19 protein-coding genes are annotated in these 18855 nt (G+C 52.2%); 4 read left to right on the forward strand and 15 right to left on the reverse strand.

All coding sequences use genetic code 11. The annotated features are described in order from the left end of the window. The first annotated feature begins 43 nt into the window (after positions 1-43). The gene (gene yajO / locus HBM92_RS18190; RefSeq protein WP_001199807.1) at positions 44-1018 is read left to right on the forward strand and encodes a 1-deoxyxylulose-5-phosphate synthase YajO; all 975 of its coding nucleotides are present in this window, start codon (positions 44-46) and stop codon (positions 1016-1018) included. A 53-nt stretch (positions 1019-1071) separates the two neighbouring features. Here the strand turns inward: yajO and pgpA are convergent, their stop codons facing one another. From pgpA to nrdR, 6 genes are all read right to left on the reverse strand, one after another. After that, positions 1072-1590: a phosphatidylglycerophosphatase A gene (gene pgpA / locus HBM92_RS18195; RefSeq protein WP_000154049.1), complete on the reverse strand. Its 519-nt coding sequence runs from the start codon at positions 1588-1590 to the stop codon at positions 1072-1074. Next, the gene (gene thiL / locus HBM92_RS18200; protein WP_000742109.1) at positions 1568-2545 is read right to left on the reverse strand and encodes a thiamine-phosphate kinase; all 978 of its coding nucleotides are present in this window, start codon (positions 2543-2545) and stop codon (positions 1568-1570) included. The genes pgpA and thiL overlap by 23 nt, the downstream gene beginning before the upstream one ends. Positions 2546-2622: 77 nt before the next feature. Then, positions 2623-3042 carry a transcription antitermination factor NusB gene (gene nusB, locus HBM92_RS18205; RefSeq protein ID WP_000801125.1) on the reverse strand — a complete coding sequence of 140 codons (420 nt, stop codon included), beginning with the start codon at positions 3040-3042 and terminating at the stop codon, positions 2623-2625. 19 nt (positions 3043-3061) lie between these two features. Further along, positions 3062-3532, reverse strand: coding sequence for a 6,7-dimethyl-8-ribityllumazine synthase (ribE, locus tag HBM92_RS18210; protein WP_001021161.1), 471 nt, complete (start codon positions 3530-3532; stop codon positions 3062-3064). Positions 3533-3620: 88 nt separating this feature from the next. Then, positions 3621-4724: a bifunctional diaminohydroxyphosphoribosylaminopyrimidine deaminase/5-amino-6-(5-phosphoribosylamino)uracil reductase RibD gene (ribD, locus tag HBM92_RS18215; RefSeq protein ID WP_001150440.1), complete on the reverse strand. Its 1104-nt coding sequence runs from the start codon at positions 4722-4724 to the stop codon at positions 3621-3623. A gap of 3 nt (positions 4725-4727) precedes the next feature. Continuing rightward, entirely contained in the window at positions 4728-5177 is a 450-nt protein-coding gene (gene nrdR, locus HBM92_RS18220; protein ID WP_000543535.1) for a transcriptional regulator NrdR, read from the reverse strand. 150 nt (positions 5178-5327) lie between these two features. Between nrdR and HBM92_RS18225 the strand changes: the two genes are divergently transcribed. Together HBM92_RS18225 and tsx are read left to right on the forward strand one after the other, a co-directional pair. Further along, positions 5328-5867, forward strand: a complete 540-nt coding sequence (locus tag HBM92_RS18225; protein WP_001298536.1) for a DUF3251 domain-containing protein — start codon at positions 5328-5330, stop codon at positions 5865-5867. 298 nt (positions 5868-6165) lie between these two features. After that, positions 6166-7050, forward strand: a complete 885-nt coding sequence (gene tsx, locus HBM92_RS18230) for a nucleoside-specific channel-forming protein Tsx (RefSeq protein WP_001295827.1) — start codon at positions 6166-6168, stop codon at positions 7048-7050. Positions 7051-7087: 37 nt separating this feature from the next. Here the strand turns inward: tsx and yajD are convergent, their stop codons facing one another. The 6 genes from yajD to queA all read right to left on the reverse strand — a co-directional run bounded on the left by yajD (position 7088) and on the right by queA (position 13029). Then, complete coding sequence (yajD, locus tag HBM92_RS18235) at positions 7088-7435, reverse strand: HNH nuclease YajD (RefSeq protein WP_000974813.1); 348 nt, start codon at positions 7433-7435, stop codon at positions 7088-7090. 129 nt (positions 7436-7564) lie between these two features. After that, positions 7565-8536: a protein translocase subunit SecF gene (gene secF / locus HBM92_RS18240; RefSeq protein WP_000046637.1), complete on the reverse strand. Its 972-nt coding sequence runs from the start codon at positions 8534-8536 to the stop codon at positions 7565-7567. Between the two features lie 10 nt (positions 8537-8546). Beyond that, positions 8547-10394 carry a protein translocase subunit SecD gene (gene secD, locus HBM92_RS18245; protein WP_000934823.1) on the reverse strand — a complete coding sequence of 616 codons (1848 nt, stop codon included), beginning with the start codon at positions 10392-10394 and terminating at the stop codon, positions 8547-8549. Positions 10395-10421: 27 nt separating this feature from the next. Beyond that, the gene (gene yajC, locus HBM92_RS18250) at positions 10422-10754 is read right to left on the reverse strand and encodes a preprotein translocase subunit YajC (protein WP_000007629.1); all 333 of its coding nucleotides are present in this window, start codon (positions 10752-10754) and stop codon (positions 10422-10424) included. Between the two features lie 22 nt (positions 10755-10776). Beyond that, the gene (gene tgt, locus HBM92_RS18255) at positions 10777-11904 is read right to left on the reverse strand and encodes a tRNA guanosine(34) transglycosylase Tgt (protein WP_000667319.1); all 1128 of its coding nucleotides are present in this window, start codon (positions 11902-11904) and stop codon (positions 10777-10779) included. Positions 11905-11958: 54 nt separating this feature from the next. Further along, entirely contained in the window at positions 11959-13029 is a 1071-nt protein-coding gene (gene queA / locus HBM92_RS18260; RefSeq protein WP_001266507.1) for a tRNA preQ1(34) S-adenosylmethionine ribosyltransferase-isomerase QueA, read from the reverse strand. 218 nt (positions 13030-13247) lie between these two features. On the opposite strand from queA, the gene acpH reads away from it, so the two are divergent. After that, positions 13248-13829 (forward strand): ACP phosphodiesterase, encoded by a 582-nt coding sequence (gene acpH, locus HBM92_RS18265; RefSeq protein ID WP_001009873.1) that lies wholly within the window; start codon positions 13248-13250, stop codon positions 13827-13829. 4 nt (positions 13830-13833) lie between these two features. On the opposite strand, the gene malZ is transcribed toward acpH, so the two are convergent. From malZ to brnQ, 3 genes are all read right to left on the reverse strand, one after another. Next, the gene (gene malZ, locus HBM92_RS18270) at positions 13834-15651 is read right to left on the reverse strand and encodes a maltodextrin glucosidase (protein ID WP_000979355.1); all 1818 of its coding nucleotides are present in this window, start codon (positions 15649-15651) and stop codon (positions 13834-13836) included. A gap of 155 nt (positions 15652-15806) precedes the next feature. After that, positions 15807-17180, reverse strand: a complete 1374-nt coding sequence (gene proY / locus HBM92_RS18275; protein ID WP_001295329.1) for a proline-specific permease ProY — start codon at positions 17178-17180, stop codon at positions 15807-15809. A 75-nt stretch (positions 17181-17255) separates the two neighbouring features. Continuing rightward, positions 17256-18575 carry a branched-chain amino acid transporter carrier protein BrnQ gene (gene brnQ, locus HBM92_RS18280; protein ID WP_000149635.1) on the reverse strand — a complete coding sequence of 440 codons (1320 nt, stop codon included), beginning with the start codon at positions 18573-18575 and terminating at the stop codon, positions 17256-17258. Positions 18576-18855 lie beyond the last annotated feature (280 nt).

Genomic DNA, 18855 nt, shown 5'->3' on the forward strand with positions numbered 1-18855 from the left:
CTCCTGCTATGCTTAAGAAATTATTCATGGCAGGAGTGGCAGCATGCAATACAACCCCTTAGGAAAAACCGACCTTCGTGTTTCCCGACTTTGCCTCGGCTGTATGACCTTTGGCGAGCCAGATCGCGGTAATCACGCATGGACACTGCCGGAAGAGAGCAGCCGTCCCATCATTAAACGTGCGCTGGAAGGCGGCATAAATTTCTTTGATACCGCCAATAGCTATTCCGATGGCAGCAGCGAAGAGATCGTCGGTCGCGCACTGCGGGATTTCGCCCGTCGTGAAGACGTGGTCGTTGCGACCAAAGTGTTCCATCGCGTTGGTGATTTACCGGAAGGATTATCCCGTGCACAAATTTTGCGCTCTATCGACGACAGCCTGCGCCGTCTCGGCATGGATTATGTCGATATCCTGCAAATTCATCGCTGGGATTACAACACGCCGATCGAAGAGACGCTGGAAGCCCTGAACGACGTGGTAAAAGCCGGGAAAGCGCGTTATATCGGCGCGTCATCCATGCACGCTTCGCAGTTTGCTCAGGCACTGGAACTACAAAAACAGCACGGCTGGGCGCAGTTTGTCAGTATGCAGGATCACTACAATCTGATTTATCGTGAAGAAGAGCGCGAGATGCTGCCGCTGTGTTATCAGGAAGGCGTGGCGGTGATTCCATGGAGCCCGCTGGCGCGGGGCCGTCTGACGCGTCCTTGGGGAGAAACCACCGCACGGCTGGTGTCGGATGAAGTGGGGAAAAATCTCTACCAAGAAAGCAATGAAAATGACGCACAAATTGCAGAACGCTTAACGGGCGTCAGTGAAGAACTTGGTGCAACGCGAGCACAAGTTGCGCTGGCCTGGTTGTTGAGTAAACCGGGCATTGCCGCACCGATTATCGGAACTTCTCGGGAGGAACAGCTTGATGAACTGCTAAACGCGGTGGATATCACCTTGAAGCCGGAACAGATCGCCGAGCTGGAAACGCCGTATAAACCGCATCCGGTCGTAGGATTTAAATAGGTATGCAGGCCTGATGAGACGTGACAAGCGTCACATCAGGCATCGGTGCACAACTACGACAGAATACCCAGCGGCCAGTGATGACCGATAAAATACAGGATGCCAGCGGAGATCACCCCGGCGACAATATCGTCAATCATGATCCCCATGCCGCCATGTACATTGCGATCAAACCAGCGGATCGGCCACGGCTTCCACATATCCAGAATACGGAAAATCACAAATCCGGCGGTAACCCACTGCCAGTCATTGGTCGGCAGCGCCATGAGCGTAATCCACATACCAATAAATTCGTCCCAGACAATACTGCCGTGATCGTGCACGCCCATGTCTTTCGCCGTTTGATGACAAAGATAGACGCCGATACAGATCCCCAGCATTACCACCAGCGAATAGAGCTGCCAGGGCAAAAAAGTCATCAGATACCAGAAGGGAATCGCCGCCAGCGACCCCATCGTGCCAGGAACGATCGGGCTTAATCCACTTCCGAATCCGACAGCAAGCAGATGCCACGGATTACTCATTTTCAGGCGACTTTTCGCGACATCTTTATGGCGTGGCAAAATGGTCATATCCTTTCCAGTCTAACGTGACAGGTTCGCCGTCACGAATAAAACAAAGCCCTTCGATATCGGCGGTCATTTGCCCGATACAGGTAAACGGTACGCCCAGGTGTCCGAGAGCCACATCCAGCGCGCCACGGTTCAGTTCCGGCACCGTGAAACACAACTCGTAATCTTCACCGCCAGAGAGCGCCCAGCGCAGCGCCTGTTCCGGTTCAACATGGCGAGAAAGCGCATCAGAAAACGGCAGCAATGCCAGGTCAATACGTGCGCCGCAGTCGCTGGCTTTCACGATATGCCCGAGATCGGAAATCAGACCGTCAGAGAGATCGATAGCTGAATTTGCCAGATCGCGCAGTGCCTGCCCCTGTAAAATACGCGGCGACGGACGGAGATGACGTTTGATCAAGTAGTCCGCATCTTTAGCATCGGCAACCTGCAAACGGTTTTGCAAAATCGCCAGCCCGGCAGCGCTATCGCCCGGTGTACCGGTCACATAGATCCAGTCACCCGGTTTCGCCCCAGAGCGCGTTAAGGCTCGTCCCATCGGAACAAAGCCGTGGATACCCAACGTCATTGATAATGGCCCACGCGTGGTATCGCCGCCAATGAGTTGCATATCGTAATAATTGAGAAGATCAAACAAGCTGTCGCTGAAGGACTCAAGCCACGCTTCGTCTACGTCCGGTAAGGTTAATGCCAGCGTCAGCCAGGCCGGATCGGCCCCCATCGCTGCCAGATCGCTTAGGTTCACCGCCAGTGCTTTATAAGCCAGATCAGCAGGATCGATATCAGGGAGGAAGTGGTTGCCCGCCACCAGCGTATCAGTGCTGATCGCCAGGGTCTGTTTCTCGGGGATATTGAGAAGAGCGCAATCGTCGCCGATGCCCAGTTCGACATCAAGACGAGAACTTCTTACACGGTCAAAATAACGGGCAATCAGGGAGAACTCGCCACATGCCATACGTTACGCCTCAGCAGATAAAAAAGAAAAGGCCGGCGATCGCGGAACGGTCTTCCGTGAATCTACCGGCCTGGATATTACTTTTTGTTAGGGCGAATCACAGGTGCTGCTTTATCGAGTACGCCGTTGACGAACTTATGGCTGTCTTCTGCGCCGAACGATTTCGCCAGTTCGATCGCTTCGTTAATGGCCACTTTGTATGGCACATCGCTACGTTTAGACAGCTCGTACAGCGCAATGCGCAGTACTGCTTTTTCTACCTGGCCCAGTTCTTCCAGCAGACGGGACAGGTACGGCTTCATCAGTCCGTCGAGGTATGCGGTGTTAGTCGCCACCCCGGCCAGCAGCTCACGGAAGTACAGGACGTCAACGTCTTTTACATCCTGTTCAGCCAGGAACTGGTATTCAACATCAGCGATGTCGTTCTGGGACAACTGCCAGGAGTAGAGCGCCTGGACGGCACACTCACGAGCGCGGCGACGAGCAGCAGGTTTCACGGATTTCCCCTTACTAATTTCAGGCCTTGATGGCTTTCAATACATTAATCATTTCAAGCGCGGTCAGTGCAGCTTCTGCACCTTTGTTGCCAGCTTTGGTGCCAGCACGTTCGATCGCTTGTTCAATGCTTTCAGTGGTCAGAACCCCAAAAGCAACCGGAATTTCGCTGTCCTGGGCAACATGCGCCAGGCCGTTGCTTGCACCACCAGCGACATATTCAAAGTGGGCAGTGCCACCACGAATAACCGTACCCAGCGCAATCACCGCGTCGTATTTACCGGTTTTAGCCAGTGCACCCGCCGCCAGCGGCAGCTCATAGGCACCTGGCACCCAAACAACGGTAATGTTTTCATCTTTTACCTGACCGATACGTTTCAGTGCGTCAATTGCACCTTCCAGCAGGCTGTCATTGATAAAGTTGTTGAAACGCGCGATGGTGATGGCGACGCGAGCGTCCGGGGTAGCAACGTTAGCTTCAATAATGTTCATTTTCTTCCTTCGGGTTCGAGTATGGCCCCGCAGGGGGGCGGATTTTAGCATAATATTTCGTGCGCTGCTTCCCTTTCGAGCCGGGAGATCATGCACCCACTAAATGCAGGCAAACATCCGGGCCTACATGACGTATCTCTTTGAATTTAAATTGGGGAGCGTCGGCTAATTTCTCAAGCCCTGGCAGCGTGCATAATCCACGGGCGTCGTTGCCTAATAGTTTAGGTGCGATATAGACAATCAGCTCATCGACTAAACCCGCCTGTAGCAATGCGCCAGCGAGCGTTGGCCCCGCTTCCACCCAGATGCTGTTAATCTGCTGTTTACCCAGTTGCATCATTAGTACAACCAGATCCAGGTGACCTTTATGCTCTGGAATCAGCAAGGTACGCACCGTTTCCGGCCACTCACGAGAATCTTCCTGCGTACGCGCGAACCAGGTTTCGCCGGGCTGCTGCACAATGCGATGTTCCGGCGTCACGCGATTTTGGCTATCAATCACAATACGTACCGGCTGACGGAGATTTTGTTGCGGGTAGAGCCCCTGAGTTTGTTCATCCAGTTCAGACCAACGCACTGTTAAGGCTGGATCATCCGCCAGCACCGTGGCGCTGCTGGTTAAAATGGCATGACTTTGTGCGCGCAGTCGTTGTACGTCGCGCCTCGCCTGAGGTGAAGTGATCCACTGGCTTTCGCCACTCGCCATCGCCGTGCGACCATCAAGCGATGCGCCAAGTTTTAACTGAATATAAGGAAAGCCGGTGCGCATCCGCTTGAGAAAGCCTTTATTCAATTGCTCAGCTTCACTCATCATCAGCCCGTGGCTGACGTCAATGCCAGCCTGTTGCAGACGGTAAAGTCCACGTCCAGCGACCTGCGGATTGGGGTCTTGCATTGCAGCAACCACGCGCGCCACGCCCGCAGCAATTAATGCATCACAACACGGTGGCGTACGACCATGATGGCTACAGGGTTCGAGTGTGACATACGCCGTTGCGCCTTTGGCTTTTTCGCCGGCCATGCGCAACGCGTGTACCTCGGCATGCGGCTCACCCGCGCGTTGATGGTAACCTTCACCGACAATTTCGCCATCTTTGACAATGACGCACCCGACATTCGGGTTGGGATGCGTGGTAAAACGTCCTCGTTGCGCCAGCTTTAGCGCCCGCGCCATGTAATACTCGTCCTGCACGGCTTAGTCCTCCAGGCGCGCGATCTCTTCGCCAAATTCTTTGATATCTTCGAAACTGCGGTAGACAGAGGCAAAACGGATATAGGCGACTTTATCGAGCTTTTTCAATTGCTCCATCACCAGATTGCCAATCATCTTGCTCGGCACTTCGCGCTCACCGGTGGCGCGCAGCTGCGATTTTATATGATTGATTGCCATTTCGACGTCATCGGAACTCACCGGACGTTTTTCCAGCGCCCGCAGCATTCCGCTACGTAATTTCTCTTCATTAAACGGTTCACGCACGTCGTTGCTTTTTACAACACGCGGCATAACCAGCTCCGCCACTTCAAAGGTGGTGAAACGTTCATTACACACCAGACACTGCCGACGGCGGCGTACGGATGAACCCTCGCCCACGAGACGAGAGTCAATTACCTTAGTGTCCACGGCGAAACAGAATGGGCAATGCATACGGCGTCCTGACCAGGTGGTTAACAGAAATCTATTTTACCCTGAACTGACGATACAACAAAGGCGCAACGCTTTTGAGATAAAGGATCGATGCTTTCACTGCTTTTACCCTCTACCACTAGGCTAATTGCGACGAGAAAGGGACGACCTATGAATACTAACGTTTTTCGACTGCTCCTGCTGGGAAGCCTGTTCAGCCTTAGCGCCTGTGTGCAGCAAAGTGAAGTGCGACAGATGAAACACAGCGTCAGCACGCTGAACCAGGAGATGACGCAGCTCAATAAAGAAACGGTCAAAATCACTCAGCAAAACAGGCTGAATGCAAAATCCAGCAGTGGGGTTTACCTTCTGCCTGGAGCAAAAACACCAGCAAGACTGGAAAGCCAGATCGGTACTTTACGTATGTCGCTGGTGAATATTACGCCTGATACAGATGGCACCACCCTGACGCTACGTATTCAGGGCGAATCCAATGACCCTTTACCCGCATTTAGCGGAACCGTTGAATATGGGCAAATTCAGGGAACAATAGACAACTTTCAGGAAATCAATGTGCAGAATCAATTGATTAACGCACCTGCCAGCGTCCTCGCCCCCAGCGATGTTGATATTCCGTTACAGTTAAAGGGTATGTCTGTGGATCAGTTAGGCTTTGTACGTATCCACGACATTCAACCTGTTATGCAGTAAACGTATTGCGGGGCGATATTGTGCGTCCCGCAACATCTTTCTCCGTCATTTTGTTACTCCGCTTACATCACCTGGATTGATAGTAAAAGTTTGCAACAAGGGTGAAAGTCAGTACAATCCCCGCCCGAATGTGTGTAAACGTGAACGCAATCGATTACGTAAATGATAGAACTGTGAAACGAAACATATTTTTGTGAGCAATGATTTTTATAATAGGCTCCTCTGTATACGAAATATTTAGAAACGCAATTTGCGCCTTTTTCACTCCCGCAAGGGATTTTCAAACAGTGGCATACATATGAAAAAAACATTACTGGCAGCCGGTGCGGTACTGGCGCTCTCTTCGTCTTTTACTGTCAACGCAGCTGAAAACGACAAACCGCAGTATCTTTCCGACTGGTGGCACCAGAGCGTTAACGTTGTCGGAAGCTATCACACCCGTTTCGGACCGCAGCTCCGCAACGATACCTACCTTGAGTACGAAGCATTCGCTAAAAAAGACTGGTTCGACTTCTATGGTTATGCGGATGCGCCGGTATTCTTCGGCGGTAACTCCGATGCAAAAGGTATCTGGAACCACGGTTCTCCGCTGTTTATGGAAATCGAACCGCGTTTCTCCATCGACAAGCTGACCAATACTGACCTTAGCTTTGGTCCGTTCAAAGAGTGGTACTTCGCGAACAACTACATTTACGACATGGGTCGTAATAAAGATGGCCGCCAGAGCACCTGGTACATGGGTCTGGGTACCGACATCGATACTGGTCTGCCGATGAGCCTGTCCATGAACGTCTATGCGAAATACCAGTGGCAGAACTACGGCGCAGCGAACGAAAACGAGTGGGACGGTTACCGTTTCAAAGTGAAGTACTTTGTGCCGATTACCGATCTGTGGGGCGGCCAGCTGAGCTACATCGGCTTCACCAACTTCGACTGGGGTTCCGACCTGGGCGATGACAGCGGTTATGCGAACAACGGTATTAAAACACGTACCAATAACTCTATTGCGTCCAGCCATATTCTGGCGCTGAATTACGATCACTGGCACTACTCTGTCGTTGCCCGTTACTGGCATAACGGTGGTCAGTGGAATGACGATGCAGAACTGAACTTCGGCAACGGCAACTTCAACGTTCGCTCTACCGGCTGGGGTGGTTATCTGGTAGTAGGTTACAACTTCTAATTGTGAGAATGCCGGATTTCATATCCGGCATTTTTTATCACTTCTTCTTGTTCATCATCGCTTTCAAATCAGCGAATGGGTTGTACTTCGCTTCACCGACATCTTTCTGCGCATCTTCCCCTGCGATAACGGTCGTACCATACTGATCCGCTTCGGTGTATTTCGAATGCTCATGATCGTGGCAATAGAGACAAAGTAATTCCCAGTTACTGCCATCTTCCGGGTTATTAGTATGGTCGTGATCAATGTGGTGAACGGTAAGTTCACGCAGGTTGGAATAAACAAACTCGCGGGAACAGCGACCGCAGACCCACGGATAGATTTTTAATGCTTTTTCGCGATAGCCGCTTTCTAACCGCGCATAGTTTTTTGGGATGATAGCCATGAAAAAGTTACCTGGATGAAATGTAGGGTTACGCGCAGTTTCCCAAGATGCGGGGATTTTCGCAATCACCTTACATCAAAAAAAATCCCGATCTTCTGACCGGGATTTTCAACATCAGCTGAAACTTGATTAAGGCAGAATTGACGGCTGATCCGCCCCTTCTTTTTCCACTTTCTGCTGCAACATGTGTTCGCGCTTCATACCCAGTTTCAGAGCCAGCGCAGATGCCACATAGATGGAAGATGCAGTACCGATGGAAACACCGATAAGCATGGTCAGCGAGAAGCCTTCCAGTACCGGACCACCGAAGAGGTACAGCATCAGGATAACCATCAAGGTAGTACCGGATGTGATCAAGGTACGGTGCAGCGTCTGGGTCAAGGACACGTTAAAGATTTCGTAAGGCGTACCGCGACGGATCTTGCGGAAGTTTTCACGAATACGGTCCGATACCACGATACTGTCGTTAAGCGAGTAACCGATAACCGACATCAACGATGCCACAATGGTCAGGTCAATCTCGATATGGAATAACGACAAAATACCCAGCGTAATGATAACGTCGTGCGCCAGCGCAATAACAACCCCTGCCGCCAGTCGCCACTCAAAGCGGAAACCTACGTACACGAGGATAGACAGCAGCGCCGCCATCAACGCCATCGCACCGGTTTGCGCAAGGTCTGCCCCCACGCTCGGACCGACGAACTCAATACGCTTCACTGCCGCATTCTGATTGGTGGATTCGTTAATCACCTTCAGAACCTGGCTGCCCAGCACCTGACCGCCGGTTTCGCCTTCAGCAGGCGGCATACGGACCATGATGTCGTGGCTGCTACCAAAGTTTTGCAGCATCGGCTCTTCAAAACCGGCTTTTTGCAATGCATCACGCATTACGTCAATTTCAGCCGGTTTTTCGAGCGTAATTTCAATAACCGTACCACCGGTAAAATCCAGCCCCCAGTTAAAGCCGCGCACGCCCATAATAACGATAGCGGCGATTAACAGCAGACCAGAGATGCCGAAAGCCCAGTAGTCCCAGCGCATAAAGTCATAGACTTTACGGCCGTGGTTTAGTTGTTCAACAGTATATTCCTGTGCCACATCGCACTCCTCAGATTGACAGCTTCTTGACGCGCTTGCCGCCATATAGCAGGTTTACGATGGCACGCGTACCGACAATCGCGGTAAACATCGACGTCGCCACACCGATACCGGTAGTAATCGCGAACCCTTTAATTGCCCCGGTACCCACTGCATACAGGATGATGACTTTAATCAGCGTGGTGATGTTCGCATCGAAGATGGAACTGAATGCGCCACGATAACCTTCATCAATTGCCTGTTGAACAGTACGTCCGTTGCTCAACTCTTCTTTAATACGTTCGTTGATCAGTACGTTCGCATCGACCGCTACCGCAAGGGTTAAGACGATACCCGCGATACCTGGCATACTCAGCGTTGCGCCTGGCAACAGCGACATAATACCGACAATCAAGATCAAGTTGGCAATCAGAGCACTGGTCGCAATCAGACCAAACTTCTTATAGAAGATGATCATGAACAGAATAGAAACCAGCAGACCGGCAAGGCAAGCCTCCAGCCCCTGCTCAATGTTCTGCATACCCAGGGTTGGGCCAATGGTACGTTCTTCAACAATCTGAATCGGCGCGATCAACGCACCGGCACGCAGCAGCAGTGAAAGCTGACGCGCTTCGCTTGGGTTATTGATGCCAGTAATACGGAAGCTGTTACCCAGACGAGACTGGATGTTGGCGATGTTAATCACCTCTTCCTGTTTCACCAGAACCGCACGACCGTTTGCATCTTTCTTACCGCTGTCTTTGTACTCCACAAACAGAGTTGCCATCGGTTTGCCGATGTTGTCCTTGGTGAAGTTAGACATGATGTTACCACCCGCGCTATCGAGCGAGATGTTAACCTGCGGCTGGTTGTATTCGTCCTGGCTGGAAGTGGAGTCGGTGATATGGTCACCGGTCAGAATTACGCGTTTGTACAGCACAACCGGCTGACCTTCGCGGGTCTGTTTCACTTCAGAGTCGCCCGGTACGCGACCGGATGCCGCAGCGGCCTGATCAACGTTGGTGTTTACCAGACGGAATTCCAGCGTTGCCGTCGCACCCAGAATCTCTTTCGCACGCGCAGTGTCCTGAATACCTGGCAGTTCAACAACGATACGGTCAGCACCCTGACGCTGAACCACCGGCTCCGCCACGCCAAGTTGGTTTACACGGTTACGCAGGATATTGATGTTCTGCTGCACCGCATATTCACGCGCTTCACTCAGACGAGCATCGCTCATTACCGCACGCAGCTGGTTGCTGCCCTGGCTGCTAATCACCAGGTCCGGATGGCGCTTGCTCAGATACGCAATGGCTTCATCACGAGCTTTAGCATCGCGGAAAGTGATGCTCAGGCCGTAGTTGTTTTCTTTACGAACGGTGGTATACGGGATGCCCTTTTCACGCAGGTCGCTGCGCAGGCTATCGATATTTTGTTCCTGGAGTTTGCCAAGCGCGGTGTCCATATCCACTTCCATCAGGAAGTGAACGCCGCCACGCAGGTCAAGGCCGAGCTTCATCGGCTCAGCATGAATGGCTGCCAGCCAGCGCGGCGTTGCCGGGGCAAGATTAAGCGCCACGACGTATTTGTCACCCATAACGCCCATTAATGCTTCACGAGCGCGCAGCTGGGTGTCAGTGGAGTCGAAGCGCGCAAGAATAGCGCCCTCTTCCAGTGCCACAGACTTAGCAGTTATTTTTTCTTCTTGTAACGTTTTCTGGACCTGGATCAGCGTTTGCTCACTGGCGGCGACTCCGCGCGCACCAGTGATCTGAACAGCCGGATCCTCACCAAACAGGTTGGGAAGCGCATACAGCAGACCGATGACAATCACCACGATCAGCATGACGTACTTCCACAAAGGATAACGGTTTAACACGGCAATTCCCTTAGGGAAAAATTTTAATTACAGCGCCTTCATGGTGCCTTTCGGCAGAACGGCAGCTACGAAGTCACGTTTAATAACTACTTCAGTGGTGTCATTCAGTGCGATAGCAATGTAGCCGTTTTCCGCTACTTTGGTTACGCGACCGACCAGGCCACCGTTCGTCAGCACTTCATCACCTTTAGCGATGGAGTCCATCAGCTTTTTGTGTTCTTTGGTGCGCTTCTGCTGTGGACGCAGGATCATGAAATAGAAAATCAGACCGAATACCACCAGCATCAAAATCAAAGACATCGGGCTACCTTGCGCCGGTGCACCCGTTGCCGCTACCGCATCAGAAATAAAAAAGCTCATTAAATTTCCCTCATTATTAATATTAATCAACGTTCAAAGGTGGTACTTCTCGCCCCTGACGCTGGTAAAAATCAGTTACGAAGCTCTCTAATTTACCCTCTTCAATAGCCTTGCGTAAACCCGCCATCAAACGCTGGTAGTAACGAAGGTTATGAATGGTGTTGAGTCGCGCGCCTAATATTTCGTTGCAACGGTCGAGATGATGCAAGTAAGCGCGTGAATAATTGCGACAGGTGTAGCAATCACACTCAGGATCGAGTGGGCCAGTATCGCTCTTATACTTCGCATTGCGGATTTTCACCACGCCATCGGTCACGAACAAATGACCATTTCGGGCGTTGCGGGTTGGCATTACGCAGTCAAACATATCGATACCGCGACGTACGCCCTCAACCAGGTCTTCTGGTTTACCAACGCCCATCAGGTAACGCGGTTTGTCTGCCGGAATTTGCGGGCATACATGCTCCAGAATACGGTGCATATCTGCTTTCGGCTCACCCACAGCCAGACCGCCGACAGCGTAGCCATCAAAACCGATATCTACCAGACCTTTAACAGAAATATCACGTAAATCTTCGTAAACACTGCCCTGAATGATACCAAACAGCGCATTTTTGTTTCCGAGACTGTCAAAACGCTCACGGCTACGCTTCGCCCAACGCAGAGACATCTCCATGGAGCGTTTTGCGTAATCCCAGTCAGCAGGATACGGCGTACACTCATCAAAGATCATGACGATATCCGAACCAAGATCGTACTGAATCTCCATCGACTTTTCCGGGTCGAGGAAAATCGGGTCGCCGTTGATCGGGTTGCGGAAGTGAACGCCCTGTTCGGTGATTTTACGAATATCACCAAGGCTGAAGACCTGGAAGCCGCCGGAGTCGGTAAGGATTGGTCCTTTCCACTGCATAAAATCGTGCAGATCGCCGTGCAGTTTCATGATTTCCTGGCCCGGGCGCAGCCACAGGTGGAAGGTGTTGCCGAGGATAATTTGCGCGCCAGTGGCTTCAACTTCTTCCGGCGTCATCCCTTTTACGGTGCCGTAAGTGCCAACAGGCATAAAACAAGGCGTTTCCACTACGCCACGATCAAAGACCAGGCGGCCACGGCGTGCGCGACCGTCGGTGGTGTCCAGTTCAAATTTCATTTTTTCTCCACTACGTCAGAAAAACAGTCCAACGTTTAAACCAGCGCCGCGGAATTACTCCCCAACGCGCTCATTAATTGCCTGCGGATTGTACGTGATAAACATCGCATCACCGTAACTAAAAAAGCGATATTTCTCTTCTACCGCCGCTTTATAGGCATTCATGGTGTGTTGATAACCAGCAAATGCCGAAACCAGCATAATCAGCGTCGATTCCGGAAGGTGGAAGTTCGTCACCAGCGCATCGACCACTTTGTACTGGAAGCCCGGATAGATAAAGATTTGGGTATCGTCAAATAACGGTTCAATGAGATCGTTTTTCGCTGCCTGAGCCGCACTTTCCAGCGAACGTACTGAGGTGGTACCAACCGCAATCACCCGGTTACCGCGCGCTTTCGCCGCCAATACCGCGTCTACCACATCCTGCGGCACTTCAGCGTATTCCGAGTGCATGATGTGATCTTCAATGGTGTCGACGCGCACCGGCTGGAAGGTGCCCGCACCAACGTGCAACGTCACAAACGCCATCTCCACGCCTTTGGCGCGTAATTTTTCCAGCAAAGGTTCGTCAAAGTGCAGTCCGGCGGTCGGTGCTGCTACCGCGCCGGGTTTTTCGCTATAAACCGTTTGATAAAGTTCGCGGTCTGCATCTTCGTCCGGACGGTCGATGTACGGCGGCAGCGGCATATGGCCGATGCTGTTGAGAATATCCAGCACCGAACGTTGATCATTAAATTCGACTTCAAACAGTGCGCCGTGGCGCGCGGTCATTGTTGCGTTAATACTTTCGTCATCGCCCAGCAGCAGTTCTGCGCCAGGTTTTGGCGCTTTCGAGGCGCGAATATGCGCAAGAATGCGTTTGTCGTCGAGCATCCGCTCAACCAGCACTTCAATCTTGCCGCCGCTGGCTTTACGCCCAAACAGACGCGCCGGGATCACGCGGGTATTATTAAAAACCAGAAGATCGCCGGGGTTGAGCTTATCGAGTAAATCGGTGAAAGTACCGTGCGTCAGCGCGCCCGTCGGCCCGTCCAGCGACAGTAAACGACAGCTACTGCGTTCAGGCATGGGATAGTGGGCAATCAGGGATTCGGGCAATTCAAAAGAGAAATCGGTAACGCGCATGACACTGACTCAGACTAAAATAAGAGGCGGGTAGTCTAGTGCCGGGGCGCTCTCCCTGCAACCTTTACCCTCCTTGATGGATGACATAATCTATACACAAAATCATTCAAGATGCATCGAGATGGCAACTGAATGAGTCCCCAGGAGCTTACATTAAGTAAGTGACTGGGGTGAGTGAAGGCAGCCAACGAAGAGGCAGTTTGAAGGATGAAGTGTATATGAATTTTTTAGCTCACCTGCATTTAGCCCATCTCGCGGAAAGCTCGCTTTCCGGCAATTTACTGGCTGATTTCGTACGCGGAAATCCTGAAGAAAGTTTTCCGCCCGACGTCGTGGCTGGCATTCATATGCATCGGCGAATCGACGTATTAACCGACAATCTGCCAGAAGTCCGCGAAGCGCGGGAGTGGTTTCGTAATGAAACGCGCCGTGTCGCGCCTATTACGCTGGATGTGATGTGGGATCACTTTCTGTCCCGCCACTGGTCGCAGCTGTCGCCCGATTTTCCGCTACAGGAATTTACCTGTTATGCCCGGGAGCAAGTGATGACTATTCTTCCAGACTCACCGCAACGCTTTATCAATCTGAACAACTACTTATGGTCAGAGCAGTGGTTGGTGCGCTATCGCGATATGGATTTCATCCAGAGCGTGTTAAACGGCATGGCAAGCCGTCGCCCACGTCTGGATGCCCTGCGTGACTCCTGGTACGATTTAGACGCCCATTACGATGCTCTCGAAACCCGCTTCTGGCAGTTTTATCCGCGGATGATGGAGCAGGCGTCACGCAAGGCGTTATAAGACGTTAATTCATCCACACCGTAGCCGAAATGGCAGGCAAAGCCAGAATCCCGTCCGTCAGTTGCCCGTGACCTTCTTTGCGTTGCCATTGCGCGACATTAAGCAACGGTGACGCGGGTAGCACCACTTCACAGGCTTCGCCACGGTTGATTGCCACCAGTACACGCTGCTGATTCAGCACGCGGACAAATACCACCACGTTATCTTCCGCATACAGCACCTGACAGCCGCCACGACGCAACGCCTGACCTTTCTTACGCAGCGCAATCATTCGCTGGTACAGCGCGAATAACGCCGAATCCTGCTTTTCCACCTGCCAGGGGAACGGCTTACGGCAAAACGGATCGTTTTTGCCATCCAGTCCCACTTCATCACCGTAATAAATGCACGGTACACCAGGCCAGGTGAACAGCCAGACCACCGCCAGGGGCAGGCGCGCAACATCCCGACCGAGCAGCGTTTTAAATCGCGCAGTATCGTGGCTGTCGAGCTGATTAAACATACGTAATTGTTGTTGATGAGAAAGCCCTGCGCGGTAATTATCCATCCAGGCCATACAGGTTTGGGCGTCAATTTGCTGCGGATCGTAAGAGATATCGGTGTTGGCAAGAAATCCCCACAACGGGAATGTGAAGCCGCGATAGTTCATGGCGGCATCTTCCACATCGGCCTGTAACCATTGCCGTGCATCGCCAAAATGTTCGCCGACAATATACGCATCCGGCTGGGTTTCTTTCGCCGCTTCGGTGATCCCGGCAACGTGCTGCAAATTATTGCGCGCCCCACCCGCTTCCCCCAGCATATGCACCACATCCAGCCGCCAGCCATCCATATTCCACGGCGCTTTCAGCCAGTGGCGGACAATACTGTCTTCCCCGCGATAAATTTCATTCACCAGACTTTCCGACTGATAATCCAGCTTCGGCAAGCTGGCATAGCCCAGCCAGTCGAGCGCCGTGCCATCATCACTAAACGAGTACCAGTCACGCCAGAGTGATTCGGGGTTGCGACAAGCTCCCCCCGTGCCACGATTGTGCCTGTCAAACCAGGCATGGGAATCGCCACTGTGGTTAAACACGCCGTCCAGCACCAGTCGTATTCCCAGCTGCTGCGTATTGTGTCGCAAACGCAGCAACGCCCCATCACCGCCAAACTGCGGATCGACATGGCGATAATCCTCGGTATCGTATTTATGCACGCTGGGAGCTTTAAACACCGGATTGAGATACAGCGCCGTCACGCCAAGTTTTTTCAGATACGGCAGTTTTTCACTTATCCCGTCCAGATCGCCGCCATAGAACGTTGCTCCGCCAGCCTGCGCCGTGACCGGTTCATCCCAGTCACGCAATATGATCTCTTGTCCGGCTGCGTGATGGTAATAGACATGATCCTGTTCAGCTTCACGAGGAAGATTACGGGCGAAACGATCAGGGAAGATCTGATAAAAAATCTGATCCGCAGCCCATTGTGGGCCGATATCCGGTACATCGATGGCAAACTGCTCCAGTCGTGCCGGCGGCATTCGGCTGAAGCCTTGCGGTGTAAACCAACGCTGGCGATCGTGCCACAGCAATTTGAAACTATAACGCCGCCGAGGTTGTCCGCTGGAGAGATCGATCGCCGCCCGCCATGCGGTGACGCCAGGCTGCGGCTGACTGCGCTGCTTATGCATCGGTACTGACATTTCTTCGTTATCGTGTTCTGTACGCAGCATAATGCGCTGCGGTGGGTCTTCGCCCGTCAGCCACAGTGTAATGAGCAGTTGATCTTTGCTTTGTTTAACAAATGGGGGCACCGGCAGATGCCATGCATTTAACATCATAATTCCCCTGTGATGAAAATCTGATCACCTTGCCATAGCCTAATGCAGGATCACTCATCATCTGAAGGATATTTGGGGGAGGAGGACGGGGGCGGATAACTTTCGGAATAGCCGGATCAGGATTTCCTCCTGAACCGGCTTACAGAACGCAAGGATTACTGGTTTTCAGCCAGCTGACGATCGTGGCGGCGCTTAAACATCCAGCCAATCAACAGCACAACAATCCACGCGAAACCAACATACAGCGAGATACGCGTATCAGGGTGATAACCAATCAACCCGATAATAAAGAGCAGGAAAATCAAACCGCCGATGGTGGTTGCGACCCCACCCGGCACTTTAAATTTCAGCGCCTTAACTTCTTCTGGCGGCAAACGGCGACGGAAGGCGATTTGCGACAGCAGGATCATAATCCACACCCACACCGTGGCGAAGGTTGCCAGCGAAGCGATCACCAGGAAGACGTTTTCCGGCATGATGTAGTTCAGATACACCGCAAACAGCAGCGCGGTAGTCATCACCAGCACCGTAACCCACGGAATACCGCGACGCGAGGTTTTGCTGAAAATTTTTGGCGCGCTGCCCTGCTCTGCCATACCGTGGAGCATACGGCCTACACCAAATACGTCACTGTTAATTGCCGACAGCGAAGCGGTCAGCACAACAAAGTTAAGAATGCTGGCGGCAAAGGTAATGCCCATATGCTGGAACGTCAGCACAAACGGGCTACCGGCAGTGCCAACCTGATTCCACGGGTAGATAGACATAATGACGAACAGCGTACCGACGTAGAACACCAGAATACGCATCGGCACGGAGTTAATCGCACGCGGAATCGATTTCTCAGGATCTTTCGCTTCACCGGCGGTAATCCCGATAATTTCGATCCCACCGTAAGCAAACATCACCATTTGCAACGACATCACCATACCAAGCCAGCCGTTACTGAAGAAGCCGCCGTTGCTCCACAGGTTATGAATACCGGTCGGTTGCCCGCCGTTGCCAATCCCCCAGATGATGATGCCGAAACCGGCGACAATCATGATGATGATAGTGGCGACTTTAAAGAACGAGAACCAGAACTCCAGCTCACCGAATACCTTCACGCTCATCAGGTTTACGGCGCAAATGATCAGCACCACACTCAGTACCCAAATCCAGTGCGGCACCGTCGGGAACCAGACACCCATATAGATACCAAAAGCGGTCACATCGGCGATGGCGACAATAAGGATTTCAAAGCAGTAGGTCCAGCCGGTAATGTAACCTGCCAGCGGGCCGAGGTTTTCCTGCGCATAACGCGAGAAAGAGCTGGCTGCCGGGTTATGTACCGACATTTCCCCCAGCGCACGCATAATGATATACGCCGCGATACCACCGATAATATAGGCCAACAACACGCTTGGACCGGCCATTTTGATGGCATCTGCCGAACCGTAAAACAGCCCGGTGCCAATTGCTGAACCCAGTGCCATAAAGCGTATGTGTCGGGTACTTAGCCCACGCTTTAGCTTGTTCTTACTTTCCATCAATTCCTAACCCATCAACACAATAAAAAACCACGGGGCATCGCAGCCCCGTGGTTAAAACAAATGTTCAGTGATTTAGTGAGCGCTGGAGGTCACCTGACGACCTGCCGCACGATCCCAGATAATGGCCAGAACCACCATCACCACTGTTGGCATTAACCACGCCAGACCTTGTTCGGCCAGCGGTAAACGCTGCGCCCAGGACGGTAAGATATCGCTGAATGCAGATGCCTTGATCCCGTCGAGAATACCAAAAAGCAGGCTGATAAACATCGGCGGAGCAATCACGCGGGACGAATTATGCCACCATGAGCGTGTAAAACTTAATACAACCAGTGCGATACACGGCGGATAAATGGCGGTCAGCACCGGTACAGAGATCTGAATCAGCTGGCTCAAGCCGAGGTTAGACACCACCATCGAGAAGCCGCCGAGGATAAACACCAGCGTACGATAAGAGAGCGGTACGTACTGGGCGAAGAATTCTGCACAAGCACAGGTCAGGCCAACCGCCGTGACCAGGCAGGCGATGAAGATTAACGCCGCCAGCAGGAAGCTACCGCCGCCGCCAAAGGTATGCTGAACGTAAGCATGCAGGATCGCCGCACCGTTTGCAGACTGATCGACCAGCGACGCGCTGTCTGAACCCAGACGGAACAGCGCCAGGTACAGCAGAGTCAGACCAACACCCGCCATCAGGCCAGCCCAGACGGTATAACGGGTCAGCAGACGCGCTTCGGTAACGCCACGAGAACGCGCCGCGTTAACAATAACGATACCAAACACCATTGCGCCCAGCGTATCCATGGTCAGATAGCCGTTGACGAAGCCGTTAGAAAACGCAGCGTTTTGATAAGCCTCAGTCGCCGTACTGATAGAACCCGCCGGCCAGATAATTGCGGCAACAGACAGGATGACCAGCGCGATAATTTTCAGCGGCGCAAGGAAGTTGCCCACGGTATCCAGCAGCTTGCCCGGATAGAGCGAAACCAGAATAACGATAGCGAAATAGACCAGGCTGTAAATAAACAGCGGCAGCGCGGAATCACCCGTCAGCGGCGCAATGCCCACTTCAAAAGAAACGGTAGCTGTACGCGGCGTAGCAAAAAGCGGCCCCACCGCCAGGTAACAAACTGTTGCCAGCAGTACGCCAGCGACTTTACCAATTGGCGTGCTGAGACTGTCAACACCGCCGCCAACTTTTGCCAGCGCCACTACCGTTAATACCGGTAGGCCAACGGCAGTAATGAGGAAGCCGAATGCCGCAGTCCAGACGTGTTCGCCTGCCTGCAAGCCGACCATTGGAGGGAAAATAATGTTACCTGCGCCGACGAACAACGCAAATGTCATAAAGCCCAGAGCGATGATATCGCGCGATCTTAATTGATGGGTCATAAATCATACTGCCTGTGGATGTGGTGTTGTAACGTTAAATTTTTGTGCCAATCCCTGGGGATGATACAGCGGTATATTTAAACAATTTTAGCGGGAAATACTCCCAACCAGGCGCGGCGAAGAATAGTTTTTCGATTTACCGCGTAAATGCAGTCAGTATGACAGCACCTGAAGCGCAATTTAAACGCTTATAACGTTTTAAAGCAAGAAGGGATCTAAAAACCAGAGGTATATAGCGATAAGAAATCACCAACCAGTATAAAACACTATTTCAATGAAA

The sequence above is a fragment of the Escherichia sp. E.sYA108 genome, assembly GCF_011754335.1.
GTDB classification, from domain to species: Bacteria; Pseudomonadota; Gammaproteobacteria; order Enterobacterales; family Enterobacteriaceae; genus Escherichia; species Escherichia coli.